The organism is Halomonas sp. IOP_14, from assembly GCF_021021315.1.
Classification (GTDB): domain Bacteria; phylum Pseudomonadota; class Gammaproteobacteria; order Pseudomonadales; family Halomonadaceae; genus Vreelandella; species Vreelandella titanicae.
In genome coordinates, this window is the sequence record NZ_JAINWD010000001.1 from 184,602 (window position 1) to 198,164 (window position 13,563).

Here is a 13,563-nt window from a genome sequence, read left to right on the forward strand (position 1 = left end):
GTAACCTGGTTTTAAAATGCAACTACATAGATTGCCATAAACACATGGAAGGCAAATATCATGCCCCGCCGCAAATCCACACATACTGAAACCTGCCCGGTGGCACGCTCTGTCGACGTTATCGGGGATCGATGGTCGCTGCTTATTGTACGAGACGCTTTTGACGGCATGAGACGATTCGGTGACTTTCAGCGCAGCCTGGGCATGGCTCGCAATATTCTGGCCGAACGTCTGCGTCGGTTAGTTGAAGCGGATATCCTGGAAACTCGGCCTGCATCTGATGGCACGGCCTATCAGGAATACGTACTGACAGCCAAGGGCGAGAGTCTATTTCCTGTGGTGGTGGCTCTGCGTCAGTGGGGAGAACGCAACTTGTTTTCACACAGCGAGCAGCACTCCCAGCTTATCGACAAGTCAACAGGGCAGCCGGTGCCCTATATGGCCCCTCAGGCCGGTGATGGCGATGTACTGGCCCCGGATGACACGATAGTAAGAAAGCTTCAGTAGCACCGTTAGTTTAGCCCGACGGCCATTGCCCAAAACGGTGGAGGAAATACGCCATGTGGGCTAACCACTGGCTGATTGGCATCAACTGATACCGGTACTAGGGCTGGGTGACATCGGCCTGAGTGGCGCTAATATGTTGCGATTTCATTGCCGAAGAAAGCTTGAGGAAGTCCGCCAGTTGCTGGGTGGCACGCTTCTGTGACGCCTGAACCATCACGAGTTCAACCATCGGCAGCTCCGGAAATCCCTCCCGCTTGCCTAGAATAATGTGGTCTTCAGCAAGCGCACTGGCGGGCAGCACACCGATGCCGAGACCAGCCGACACAGCGGCACGGATATTGTCATAAGAGGCACTGACATAGGCGCTGTAGCCGTGCTTTCCGGGCTGATCCAATGCGGCGAGCGCTGCGCTTCGGTAGCAACAGCCGTCAGGAAAGATAACAAGCGGTATATCAGACATGCGGTCAAAATCATGCCTTTGAGCGGCCACCCAGTGGAGGGGCTCTCGCCGCAGCAGACGACACTGCCAACGTGGGTCGCTTGGCGTGAAGCCTCCCACACACTTAAAGATGGCGAGATCAAGTCCGCTGTTATCGAGCTGGTGGAGCAGTTGCGAGGAGAGCGCAGAGACAACTTCCAGACGCAGATTGCGGTTTAGCTCGGCGCACCGGGAAATAGCACCATGCAGATCCACCACCTTGAAATCATCGGGAACACCAATCAGCAGGCGCCCGGCGATTTCGGGTTGTTGCATGGCACTCACCGCTTCAGACGTACGGGCAAGTATCTCATTGACGGCGGGAAGAAAACGCTCTCCGTCTGCCGTCAAGCCAAGGATGTGGCCTTGGCGACGCTCCAGTAACTTGCAGCCGAGTATTTCCTCCAGCCGCTTCAGACTTTGTGTGACCGCTGACTGGCTGCGGTACAACTGAAGACCTGCCTGCTGAAAACCATTGCCTTCGGCCAACAGTACGAAAGCGCGCAGGTGTTCCAGCGTGACTCGCCTATCGCCCAAGGGGGAAGGTTGGCAATCAAACACACTATCTCTCCATACTTAATATTAATTTAACTGATTATGAATGGTTAATAATTAATTTCCACTACATGTAACTCCCATGCACCATCAGTTTCATGGTGATGGTGCAAAAGCAGGATGGCGCTTTTAAGGGGGCTGCATGAATAATTTCGTATTAACTGGTTTGGTGGTCATTTTCAGTATCGTTTGGAGTTCGGCATTTATAGCCGGTGCCATTGCACTGACTGATTTCGACCCCTTTACGCTGCTCACCATCCGGTTTTTATTGAGTGCGTTACTGATGCTGCCTATTTGCCTTAGCTGCGGCGGTTTCCGGGTATCAACTCATGGCGATCGCATCGCTATCAGGCGCGGATTGCTGCTCGGCGTGCTTAACAACGCCCTTTACCTGGGGCTGAGCTTTGCCGCATTGCAGACGGTTCGCCCCCAGGTCGTTATTGTTATTGTCAGTTGTGCACCGCTGGCAACCAGTTTGCTATCAGCATGGTGGGGCGTAGAACCTCTTTCCCCAATGAAATTACTCGGCGCGGCGCTGGGGTTAGTGGGAGTGGTGATCATCTCTGGCGTTGCTAGCGGAATGCAGGTTGATGTCTGGGGAGTGCTTATGGCAACTGGGGGTATGCTTGCCTTTGCCAGTGGCACCGTGTTCTTCCGCGGTCAAGGCGCAGGCCTGCCCATCTTGCAGGCTAATTTCTGGCAATCCATTGCTGGCGCTGTCGCTCTTCTTCCCATGGCAATGGTATTCGGGCAACCGCTTGCCGTGCCTTCTACCGCTACGATGATAGCGATTGCACATCTGGTACTTGTCGTCACTATCGGTGGGATGAGTCTCTGGCTAGTGCTGATTCGAATCAGCGGCGCCTCGATGGCATCGAGCTACCACCTTCTTAATCCGTTTTTCGGTGTACTACTTGCTTACCTAATACTAGGGGAGCCGTTGCGCATGGCGGATTTCATTGGGGCTGGGCTGATTGTCATCGGCCTGTTTCTGAGCACTCAGGTAAGGGCGAGAGCACCGCAGTGTTAGGGCAGTCGTAGTGAATTAGAGAGCAGTGGCAAAAACATGACGCAGGTCATGGCCGTAGCCTAAAGTGTGATGCGTCGAGCATGGGATTCAACGAACTTTGCTGCTAGGCTCATTTTACTAGAGCTAAAAAAGCCGCAGGGAACAATCTAATGCCACAGGCACCTCGCATCGAGCTTCACCCCGTTAGCCAACGCGTGCAGGTGCATGTGGGTGGCAAGTTGTTTGCCGCCTCCAGCCAAGCCTTCGAACTACGCGAAACTGGCTACCCGCCACGCCACTACTTCCCACGCGAAGACGTGCGGATGGATTTGCTTAACACCTCAGAAACGACGACCCACTGCCCGTTTAAAGGCAGCACGGTGTATTTCTCGTTAGGCGAAAATAAAGATATTGCCTGGAGCTACGAACAGCCGATTGAAGGGATGGAAGCTATAACGGGTAAGGTGGCGTTTTATGAGCAAATTAGCAAATGACGCCTTTTCGACCCTGAGCGGACATTTGTCAAAATCACATATCCATAGATGTTTTTAGTTGCCGGTGCGCGTTTTTCTGGTAAGGGCTGTGATTTGCGTACTTATATTTCTGAGAAAAACAATGCATTAAAGATAGGTGATCAGAGTAATGGTGGCCAGAAAAGCACGCATGCTCACTAAAAACTGATAGATTACAAGGATTAGCAATGACTAAATTCGAAGCTTTTTCTGCGTGGGACGCAACATTGAAAGGTGAAGTCGCTGCACAGTTAAATGGCAGTGGTATTGTTTCTGATGAAGATGGACTTGGGTTGTCTTCAACTTGGATAGAGAGCTGGGATGAAGAGTTTACCGAGCATCTAAGAAATTTCGGTTATACTGGCGGCGAAATAAATAATGTAGGTAAGTACTTTTCCCATGGTGCTGTTTATGCTTTGTACAATGAAGCTAAAACTACTCACTTGAAAGCTATGGCTTACATAAAAAAATTAGCTGACGCAGGTATGTAAGCTAAAAAACCAAGTCAGCGAGACAATTACATGCATGCTCTCGTCACTTCGTCCCATATTTTAGCCTGCATGTAATTGCACCTGCTTGGGGTGTTATGCATTACAGGAGGAATTATGCCTGCGAAAAAGCCATACAGACGCCTGAACGTACTTTTGGCGAAGGACGAGTTTTCAGATAGCGAATACCGCGACCTTCTTAGCCCCGATGCAAAAGTATCCGAACTAGCAATAGAGGAGGCTCACGAATTTGATGGTGTTATATATGTGAAAAAACCAGAGGAAAAGAGACCTCGTTGGGCTCCGTTAATTGACACCTTGGTTGGCACAGAAGTTGATCAACTCTCAAATAGATCGAGCTCCGCCGTATTCCTTATTCGTGTAGATAGAAAAGTGCTAGCCTTCACATTCGGTTACGGGCGGTTTCTTCTCAATTTAGGGTGCTTTCAGCAGGATTTCGGCTTAAAGACAGCGTTAAATACTCTTAACCATCAAAGCCTTCGAAGTGTTGATCTGCATACGCTTGAAGATCAGCCTATCCAGAAAAGATCGCAAGCCGCACGAGGCTCTGAAGCGAGTGTTTTCGGTATCGATATCTTTCGTGATGTTCTCCGGGCAGTCACTGGTTCACCACGTGCTGGAGTGGGGTTCAAGAATATCTCTGGTGGTGATGCGATTTATTCCTTCAGTCAGGAAATGATAGTCGAAGAAATGCCTCGTGTAGCCTCACAGCTAATTTCCTTTTACGCACTTGATTTATATAAAAACTCGTTTGGCTGGGTAGACAATATTCGCCGTATTAAGGATGGTGACACTATATCAGCGCTGGATGGATTGTTACTGGATGCGGTGAAGAACAAAGACTTGGGGCTGATAATTACACTTCCGGAAATCATTGAATGGGACAAGGTTATAGGCTTTAGCTTTACTAGATCCAAGAATGAACTGACTCCGACTATTGATGCGGATCAATATTTAAATAACGTGGACATGGCTTCTGTAACAATTGAATCGATTAAAAGAGACCGACTATTTGTAACCGATGTCCATGAAAACGAGTTCGGCCATTCAGTTTACTCTTGTTTGTACTTGGAACTAGATACTGGAGATACAAAAAAAATCATATTTGGTGGAAATTGGTATGAGATAGATAAGTCATTTATGAATGGAGTCGACTCAACACTGGCTATGGTCGCCTTAAGTGATCTAAAGTTCCCCGGAGTCTACGTTTGGGAAGAAGATGGAAAAAACAAGATTGAGACCGAGGGCGACTACAATGAAAGAGCCGCGGCGGCACAAGGGTTTTTTCTTTTAGATAAAAAGTTAGTGAAGTGTACAAAGACGACCTCACCAATTGAATTGTGTGATTTACTGACCCAAGGTAAGCAGCTTATTCACGTCAAGCACCGGAAGGGAGGATCAGCAGGATTGAGCCATCTCTTTGCGCAAGGTAGTGTGTCGGCTGAAGTAATGTTGGGGGACAAGGGATTTCGAAAAAAAGCAAGAACGGTACTTCGGCGCGTCAATCCTCGAGCAAGAGATCTCGTGCCATTAAATTCAATTAGAAGTTCCGAGTACGAAGTTATCTTCTTGATCTTGGGTGCTGACGGACAAAGCCTAAAAGAAAATTTGCCGTTTTTCAGCAAGGTGAATCTTACACGGGTCTATGAAAACCTTTCGCAGCGAGGCTTTACTGTAAAGATCGCCGGCGCCTCACAGATAGAGCGAGATCACGTATAAGAATGCAAAGCACGCGACAAGCGCGTGATTGCGGAGGTTATATCAGCCCACGCTGAATGTCCTCTCTTGGCCGACACAAGAATTACCGTGCATAGGTGCTATCGACGTAGAGCAGTGCTGGTTTATCGGCGCCCACGCCAATGTAGGCGGCGGCTATGGCGCTGACGACACACTGGCCGATATATCGCTGAGCTGGATGTTAGCCAAGGCGCAAAAGGCAGGCCTAAAACTGGCACCCTACGAAGTTGCTGAGGATGCCTGGAAGACAGCACCCAAAGATTCGTTTTCTGATTTCCTGAAGGGGTTCTACGCCAGATACAAACGCCTTGGAAAGACAACTGACGGCCGATTTTACCGACAATATTCGGAAGTGATGCCAGGGCAGTGTGCGGTGAATATTTCAGTCGATGAGAGTGTTTGGAAGCGCTGGGCCGATAATACGTGCGAGTACCGGCCACGTACCTTGACCGATGCCCACCTTTTCCCACCGGAGGAGTAGGCGGTCGGGCACTTTTGACTCGCAGGCTACGAGCTGGCGCTATGCCGCATTCACCCAGGCGCCATAAGCAGTCGCATGGAAGCGATGGCTGACCTAGATCACGAAGTGGCCACTATCGACTAAAAACTAAGTATTCAAAGTAGGCTTAATCTAAATGAACTGCTACGCTCGAAGTATTAGAGCGAAAAAAAACGCCGCAGGGAATTGACGATGCAGAATGCCCGCATAACGCTTCATCCAAGCAAGCAGCGCATGCACGTTCAGGTTGATGGCATTCTGATAGCCGACTCCAGTAATACATTGGAACTCCGCGAACACGGCTACCCGCCACGCCACTACTTTCCACGTGAAGATGTGCGCATGGACTTACTCACCCCTTCAGAAACCACCACTTATTGCCCCTTTAAAGGGCGTACGGTGTATTTTTCACTGGATGAAAGTCGGGATATTGCTTGAAGTTATGTGGAGCCGATTGAAGGTATGGAGCCTCTAGCGGGCAGGATGGCCTTTTATGAAGAAGTGCGCGAATGACTCTTTTCAACCCAAAGCGGTCATGCCGGGAAATGCAGCAGGAGCGCGAGTTTTGGATATATAGCCTAATGGAAATACATAGTTCGAAGAATCATAGGCTTGGGAGAATCTGGCAGGCTGCATTTGCCGGAAAAAAGTGCCAGCACGTTCATTCAATCATAGAACGCGCCGTCTAATACGCTGTTAAGCCTTACAACCCTCAAGGAGGAAGAAATGGCTGCTAATCATCAAGTTAAGTGTATCAATAAGACTAACCGGCAAAGTGCTCACGAGCGGATCAGCAGCATCGGCGGTGTAAACGGCGATGGTACTCGATGGAAACTCAGCCTCGACCGAGCCATTGAAGGCATTGAGGCTGGAAAGTGGAAATTTTACGTCAGCGTTGGTGGCGAGTCAGTCTGGGTAGTTGTTGCGAAAAGCGCAAGCGGCAGAAAATACCTGAAAACTCAAAATGATGGGGAGCAGCCAAACAATCTCCTCAGCTTGCCTGAGTGCCCATAGGCTTAACAAGGCGCTTAAGTTTGTTCCGGCCTTTGGCCTCCACCGGACGGCACTGACGGGCCGCCGCTTAGCTTGGCGTTAAATGCCCTATCAGGTAAATCTCACCTGAAAGTATATAGATCGTTATTTTACTGAAGTAAGGACTTATTATAAATGACACCAGTGGAAAACATTGCTGATTGGATCAAGGATAAACCGCTATGGTGGCAACATTCAGTGAAATTGTCATTAAGTGAGGGCGCGTTATCTCCTATACATTTTGATGAAATCTATAAAGTATCTTTAGTAGAGCATGATATTATTTCTGATGAGGAAATATCAAAGCTGTTGAGCCTGCCACTAGATACCTCAGGCTTCAATGAAGAAGCTGGCAAGGTAACATTGAAGCAGATTGACACTGTCGTAAATGTCGGAGCTTTGTCTGAAGATCAGTTGTTATCTTTTCCAAAAAGTGGAATGACTATAATTTACGGTGATAATGGTGCGGGAAAATCATCTTACTCAAGAATAATTAAACATGCTTGTTTATCTAGAGGTGGTACACCTAAAATTCTAGGAAATGTATTTGAAAAATCCGACAAGCCCACTTCAGCAAACATTTCAATAAATGTTAATGAAGATGCTCATGAACATAATTGGAATCTAAGTTTTAAGAGTAATGAGAACTTAAAATCAATAAGGGTTTTTGATAGTGATGCAGCTGCACATTTTGTAACGAACGAAGATGAATTGGGTTATAAACCCAGTGGATTGCATCTTTTAGAAGATTTAGCTGAAGCGATTGATTATGTTAATCGGCAAGTGGCCGAAGAAACAATGGCTGGAAATGGCTTTGTTGGCTTGCCTACTTTTTCAGATACAAAAACTGGTTTATTTATAAACCAATTATCTGCTTCTACGGGAATCGAAGAGCTAGACTTCTACGCAATTGATGATAATAATATTTTAAAAATTGAAGAGCTGAAGAAAGAAATAGATTTATATAAGGCGAAGTCACCAAAACAAATAAAGACGGAATTATCAGGTTCAATTAGACAGTTAAAACCTCTTTACCAATACCTTGTTGAATCTAAGTCGGTAGTTGATGACGATAAATTCGATAGCTTAAAGGAAAAAGAGCGCGACTTTATAAAGAAGAAGCAGTTGGCAGATGAAGTAAAGGATAGAACATTCTCTGGATTACCTATTTCTGGGGTTGGTGATGAAAATTGGAAAGTTATGTGGGACTCGGCAGAAATATTTATAAAGTCCTTACCTTCAACCACCTTATTCCCCCCCAAAGAAAAGGATAATTGCCCGCTATGCTTGCAAGAAATTGGGGATGTTTCATCTAAGAGAATGGCCACTTTTATCGATTTTTTGGCAGATAATACAGTAACGATTTCTTCAACAAGTAAAGCGATATTAGATAGAGAAAAGAAAGATATTAAGGACTATAGGTTTGATTTAGCGCCATATGAAAGTGCTATAGCTTTAGCTGATGAAAACATTGTTGATTTCAGAGTTGATATAGAAAGCTTTTTAAGTGAATTGAAGTTAAGGAAGTCGAGCTTTACTACAAATACCTTGCCTGAAAATACTGATGCTCTTGATTTAGTCCCTTTGGAAAGACTGAAAGAATTAATAGGTAATATCAGTACTAAACTAGAATCGATTCCAGAAGATGACAGTGCAGACTCAATGATAGAAAAAAAAGAACAAGAATATAAGGAGCTAATAGATAAGGAGTTATTTAGAGATAACTTGGAAAATATTAAATATAACTTACTTCGTCATAAGCTAGTTGCTAAATATAATCTTTTGAAAGAACAATGTAAATCAAGACCAATCACAGACAAAAATTCAGAAATATGCAAAGAAGAAGTAATTACCCCTTTGGTTGATGCTTTTAACAAGGAACTAAAAAAATTTGGTTTTAGCCGGTTCAATGTATCACCAAAAACCAGAGGAAGGTCTGGCGCTCAATTGTTAAAGTTAGCGATATCAGATGGTAATGAGCCCTTAGTTTCAAAGGTTGCAAGTGAAGGAGAGCAAAGGTGTATCAGTATTGCTTGCTTTCTTGCTGAAATGTTAGCCGATAAAAGAAAATCAGCTGTAGTATTTGATGATCCAGTTAATTCTCTTAGTCATCAATGGAGCCATAAGGTGGCAAAGAGGCTTGTTGAAGAATCCCTTGAAAGACAAGTGGTAGTCTTAACACATGATATAGTTTTCTATAAGCTTTTACTCGAGGAAATAGAAAATACGGGCGCTACAGAATTAAATGAGATTTGCCTTGAAAGAAGTAGGAAGCGAGCTGGCCTAGTTCGAAAAAACCCACCATGGGATGCATTAACAACCAGTAAAAGAATTAAGCAGCTTAATGTGCAGCTTCGAGATCTTCGAAAGATTGATACGGATGGTACCGAACGAGAATTTAGAGAAGCCGCGTATAACTTTTATGGTTATTTACGAGAAGCTTGGGAAAGGCTAGTTGAAGAGAAATTATTAAATCAAGTTGTTACTAGATTTGGTCGAGCAGTTCAAACCAATAGGTTAAGGAAAATAATCGATGATATTACTCAATCGGATTTCGATAGAATAGAGAAAGGTATGAGTCGCTGTAGTACGTATTTTAGAGGTCATGATAGTGCTCCAGCAATTGGCGACCCATTTCCAACGATTGAAGAAGTTCAAGAGGATTTGGATAGCCTCGCCACTTTCAATGATGAATTGCAAAATCAACGGAAGCGAAGCTAGAGGTGGAGCATTTAACTTGTTGCTGTATGCGGAAAATTCACTCGCTTCGCTCCTGATTTTTCGGTGAGCAAAGCGTTATTTTTTTAGGAAAATTTATGGATATATCAACAATTGCAAGCGCGCTTAAGCTACCAAAGAAAGCATACTTTTTGGGTGGCATTATTTCAGGATCCTACTGTTTTCTAAGGACGACTTCCTCAAGCAGCTTTCATTACTTTACTTTAAGGAAAGCTACACTCTTTGGATTGGAATTGCGTTCTTACTATCGATAGGAATGTCAATTATTGCAGCCTTCGAATTCATTATGGAAAAGTACAAAGCATACAGGCATAAAAAAGAAGAGGCTGCTAATAAAAAACAGACTGAGCTAGAAAACGAACTACGTAAAGCTGCAATGATTTTCTGAGACTTAGCGTTATGTTTACAATCGAGAAAGGAGTTTTCAGTGAAGTTGGATACGTTCGATGACGTAGTTAAGTCGATAAAAAATAACTCAGATAGGGAGTTTCATCTTCTTTTAGGCAATGGTTTCAGCATGGCATATGACCAGAAGATATTCTCATATAATGCCCTCCATGACTTTATCGAAAAGCTCAAAGATAAAGACCTTTTGAAGATTCTATCTGTTATCGAAACAAAGAATTTTGAGTTAATTATGCAGCAACTAGATAATCTATTGTCTTTGATTGATGCGTTCGAAGGTGGAGATTCTTTGAGGCAGAATATTGAATCTGCATACAAAAAACTGAAGAACAGCTTGTTGGATGCTGTGCAATCACTTCATCCCGAGCATGTTTTTAAGGTTCCTGACGAAGAAAGTAAAGCCTGTGCACAGTTTATCAATATCTTCTTAGGTAGTGGAGGCAGTGTTTTTTCAACTAATTATGATTTGCTTCTCTATTGGATTTTAATGCGTAATAAATCCGTCAGGCACATAGATGGATTTGGAAGGGAAGCTCTTAATTATGAGCTAGGAATCGATCCGGATGACATAGAATGGTCCGATTTAAAATGGGGCCCAAATAAAAAAGATCAAAACATATACTATGTACATGGAGCATTGCCATTCTTTGATGCGGGCTCACAAATTGTCAAAGAAGAATATGATCATGATTCGTATTTACTCGAGAAGATTAGTGCGCGGATGGATGATGGGGAGTATCCAATATTTGTTACTGCGGGTAATAGTGAGCAAAAACTAGCTCACATAATGCACAATCATTACTTGTCATATTGCTATGACTCGCTGTCAGAAATCACAGGAACTCTAGTTGTATTTGGATTTAATTTTGGAAAATATGATCATCATATTATTGAAGCGATTAACCGAGCAGCGAAAAGCGGGAGGAAAGAATTTCCTAAGCTCTTGAGTATCTATATAGGTGTATATTCAGATGAAGATTTAAAGCACATTGAACAAATCGAGTCTAAGTTCAAAACAAAGGTTAAAGTCTTTGATGTCAAAACTGCAAATGTATGGGGTAGAACATAACAAGTCAATGCACCGGAGCCTCAAAGCTACGTTTTGCAATTTATGCATTCGCTACCGCTCCACTAGCATAAATTACAACTACGCTTCGTGTCCCGGTGATTGAGGCGTTGAAGCACTATATCAGTGTCGCCTAAAAGACCCCTTCTGGCTGAAAACCGACACCACCAGCGATAATGTCGACTTTGATTACAACCTTCGCATCCCACTAACCCTCATAACCTCCCTAGTCACCGCATCATTCAATATCCCCCGCTTAGCTTCGATCAGCGTAAGCCAGTCGCGGGCGCGGGTGATACCGGTGTAGACCAGCTCGCGGGTGAGAATTGGGTTGGGCGTTTGCGGTAGCAGCAGGGCGGTGTGCTGGAATTCCGAGCCTTGGGATTTGTGTACCGTCATCGCGAACACGGTTTCTACCGCGTGCAGGCGGGAAGGTAGCACCCAGTGAATCGGGTTTTCTGCATCACTGGTCGGAAAGGCTACGCGCAGTAATGATTTACTCGGAGTGCGTGGATCAGGCACCGCCATTGTGATGCCGATATCTCCGTTCATCAGTTTCAGGCCGTAATCGTTTTGGGTAACCAGCACCGGGCGGCCTTCGAACCAACCTTTCTCTAGCGTGTTGTCGTTGCCGAACAGCAGCTTTTCGCGGCGCAAGGTTTTGGCGATGCGCAGGTTTAAGCCTTCTACCCCCCAGGGGCCTTTGCGTAGCGCGCATAGCAGCTGAAAGCGGCTATAGGCGCTCAGCACTTGCTTCGCCCAGGCATCGTAAACGTCGCCGTTCTCTTCAAACGCTAGCGATGTATCAGGCCGTTCACTCGCTAGGGTATTCAGGTAGTACTGGTAGCCGGTGGGTGGTGCAATTGGCTCGCCCTTGAAATTGGTGCGGCCTTCGCCTGCGTTGGGAAAACGTTGCGGGCTGCCGGTGATCACCAGGCGCTCAAGGGCGCTGTCTTCGTTTTGTGCGTCGGGCTTCAACACCAAGTGGTGCAGGTCGGCGTATCCGTTATTCAGTACGCCATGCACGGCTTGGTGTTTATCCCGTTCCCGCAATGCCTCACTTAGCGGCTGATTAATCGCCTGGGCGAGCTGGCCGATGCCGCTTGTTTCAGTAAAGCGGTGGCTTACCCGTAGCATGGTAATGGCTTGGTCCAGCGGCTGGCCTTCCGGGTCGATTAATGTTTCCGGCAGCGGGTGGTCGGTAAGTTCGGCCAGCCACTGCGCTGTGGTGGGTGTGTAGTGGGCGGCGTCTGCGCGGCGGCACAGATCGCCCAGCACGGCGCCTGCTTCCACGGATGCCAACTGATCTTTATCCCCCAGCAGCACCAGCTTGGCGCTGGCGGGCAGGGCGCTAAGCAGCGCCGTCATCATTTCGATATCCACCATCGAGGCTTCATCCACCACCAGCACATCCAGCGCCAGCGGGTTGGCTGCGTTATGGCGGAAGTGGCGGGTATCTGCTCTGGCACCCAACAGCCTGTGAAGCGTGGTCACTTCCGTAGGAATGTCTATTGCGTTCGATGAGGAGGCGGCTGGCTGCTCACCTAATAGAGATTCCAACCCGCTAAGGGGTAAGTCTTTCACCTGCCCGGCGATGGATTCATTTAGCCGTGCGGCGGCTTTGCCGGTGGGGGCAGCTAGGCGAATGCGGAGCGGGTGAGCGTTGGGTTCTGCTAGCTGCAGAGTTTGCAGCAGGGCCAGCAGGCGCACCACGGTGGTGGTTTTGCCGGTGCCGGGGCCGCCGGTGATGATTGCGAATGGGCTGCGTGCAGCAAGGGCGCAGGCGGTTTTTTGCCAATCCAGGGTGTTGGTGGCGGGGAATAGGGCATCCAGCGCACTTTTGAGTATTTGGGGGTGACTATCGTCACCCTTCGCGAGCTGAAGCTCCCTCCCACCAGTTTTATCCAGTTCTGCGGAGGCTAATCGGGCGGCGATTTCCTGGTGTAGGGTTTGCTCGAACTGCCAGTAGCGGCGTAGGTAGAGTTTGCTGGTGTTACCGCTGTAGCTCACCACCAGCGGTGTATTACCGGGGCCGTCGCTGATCAGCGTGGGGTGGTGGAGCGCGGCCTGCCATTCACTCAGCGTTAGCGTGGCCAGCACATGGCTGGGCAGCGGCGGCGGGTCGTTCAGGTCGTCGCCTTCCGGCGGCAGCGAAAGCGCAAAATCCGGCGCTTCCAGGGTGGCGGCTATATCCAGGCACACGTGGCCACGGCCGAGCTGGTGGCTGGCTAGCGCTGCTCCCAGCAGTAGCAGCGGCGGGGCGTTGTGGGTTTCGCGGTCGAGAAAACGCACTAGGGCCAAATCCAGATCCCGCAGCCAGCCACGGGAAACCCAGCGTTCACACAGTAGGAATAGCGCGGCGGTATCGCTGAGCGCGGGGTGCGGCTGGGGAGCACTGGCGGTTGATTCTGTCGGTGGTGTTGCCGATGCGGTTGAATCAAGTGCAGCGGGCGGTGCGTCATCGGCGAACAGGTCTAGATTCATGGACTCGTTCTTGGAAGCCGTGTCTCGCTTA

At 47.3% G+C, this 13,563-nt stretch carries 13 protein-coding genes; 11 read left to right on the top strand and 2 right to left on the bottom strand.

Annotated elements, in window-relative coordinates; genetic code table 11:
- The first annotated feature begins 60 nt into the window (after nt 1-60).
- Complete coding sequence (locus K7H09_RS00920) at nt 61-507, top strand: winged helix-turn-helix transcriptional regulator (protein ID WP_230803193.1); 447 nt, start codon at nt 61-63, stop codon at nt 505-507.
- 97 nt (nt 508-604) lie between these two features.
- Here the strand turns inward: K7H09_RS00920 and K7H09_RS00925 are convergent, their stop codons facing one another.
- On the bottom strand, nt 605-1,546 hold the full coding sequence (locus K7H09_RS00925) for a LysR substrate-binding domain-containing protein (RefSeq protein WP_230803195.1): 942 nt from the start codon (nt 1,544-1,546) through the stop codon (nt 605-607).
- A 136-nt stretch (nt 1,547-1,682) separates the two neighbouring features.
- On the opposite strand from K7H09_RS00925, the gene K7H09_RS00930 reads away from it, so the two are divergent.
- The 10 genes from K7H09_RS00930 (at nt 1,683) to K7H09_RS00970 (ending at nt 11,051) form a co-directional block, all read left to right on the top strand.
- A complete protein-coding gene (locus K7H09_RS00930) occupies nt 1,683-2,570 on the top strand; it encodes a DMT family transporter (RefSeq protein ID WP_230803197.1) in 888 nt (295 codons plus the stop codon).
- A 149-nt stretch (nt 2,571-2,719) separates the two neighbouring features.
- Entirely contained in the window at nt 2,720-3,043 is a 324-nt protein-coding gene (locus K7H09_RS00935) for a DUF427 domain-containing protein (RefSeq protein ID WP_230803199.1), read from the top strand.
- 206 nt (nt 3,044-3,249) lie between these two features.
- Nucleotides 3,250-3,552, top strand: coding sequence for a hypothetical protein (locus K7H09_RS00940; RefSeq protein WP_230803204.1), 303 nt, complete (start codon nt 3,250-3,252; stop codon nt 3,550-3,552).
- 114 nt (nt 3,553-3,666) lie between these two features.
- Nucleotides 3,667-5,289 (top strand): TIGR04141 family sporadically distributed protein, encoded by a 1,623-nt coding sequence (locus K7H09_RS00945; RefSeq protein WP_230803206.1) that lies wholly within the window; start codon nt 3,667-3,669, stop codon nt 5,287-5,289.
- Between the two features lie 28 nt (nt 5,290-5,317).
- Nucleotides 5,318-5,788 carry a phospholipase effector Tle1 domain-containing protein gene (locus tag K7H09_RS00950; protein ID WP_230803208.1) on the top strand — a complete coding sequence of 157 codons (471 nt, stop codon included), beginning with the start codon at nt 5,318-5,320 and terminating at the stop codon, nt 5,786-5,788.
- Nucleotides 5,789-5,998: 210 nt separating this feature from the next.
- Nucleotides 5,999-6,244 (top strand): DUF427 domain-containing protein, encoded by a 246-nt coding sequence (locus K7H09_RS00955; protein WP_230803210.1) that lies wholly within the window; start codon nt 5,999-6,001, stop codon nt 6,242-6,244.
- 288 nt (nt 6,245-6,532) lie between these two features.
- Nucleotides 6,533-6,820 carry a DUF3892 domain-containing protein gene (locus tag K7H09_RS00960; protein ID WP_230803212.1) on the top strand — a complete coding sequence of 96 codons (288 nt, stop codon included), beginning with the start codon at nt 6,533-6,535 and terminating at the stop codon, nt 6,818-6,820.
- Between the two features lie 153 nt (nt 6,821-6,973).
- Nucleotides 6,974-9,559: an AAA family ATPase gene (locus K7H09_RS00965; protein WP_230803214.1), complete on the top strand. Its 2,586-nt coding sequence runs from the start codon at nt 6,974-6,976 to the stop codon at nt 9,557-9,559.
- Nucleotides 9,560-9,734: 175 nt separating this feature from the next.
- Nucleotides 9,735-9,965 carry a super-infection exclusion protein B gene (locus K7H09_RS24585; RefSeq protein WP_414727635.1) on the top strand — a complete coding sequence of 77 codons (231 nt, stop codon included), beginning with the start codon at nt 9,735-9,737 and terminating at the stop codon, nt 9,963-9,965.
- Between the two features lie 39 nt (nt 9,966-10,004).
- A complete protein-coding gene (locus K7H09_RS00970) occupies nt 10,005-11,051 on the top strand; it encodes a DUF4917 family protein (RefSeq protein ID WP_230803216.1) in 1,047 nt (348 codons plus the stop codon).
- Nucleotides 11,052-11,237: 186 nt separating this feature from the next.
- Here K7H09_RS00970 and recD read toward each other — a convergent pair whose 3' ends face one another.
- The gene (gene recD / locus K7H09_RS00975) at nt 11,238-13,532 is read right to left on the bottom strand and encodes an exodeoxyribonuclease V subunit alpha (protein ID WP_414727636.1); all 2,295 of its coding nucleotides are present in this window, start codon (nt 13,530-13,532) and stop codon (nt 11,238-11,240) included.
- Nucleotides 13,533-13,563 lie beyond the last annotated feature (31 nt).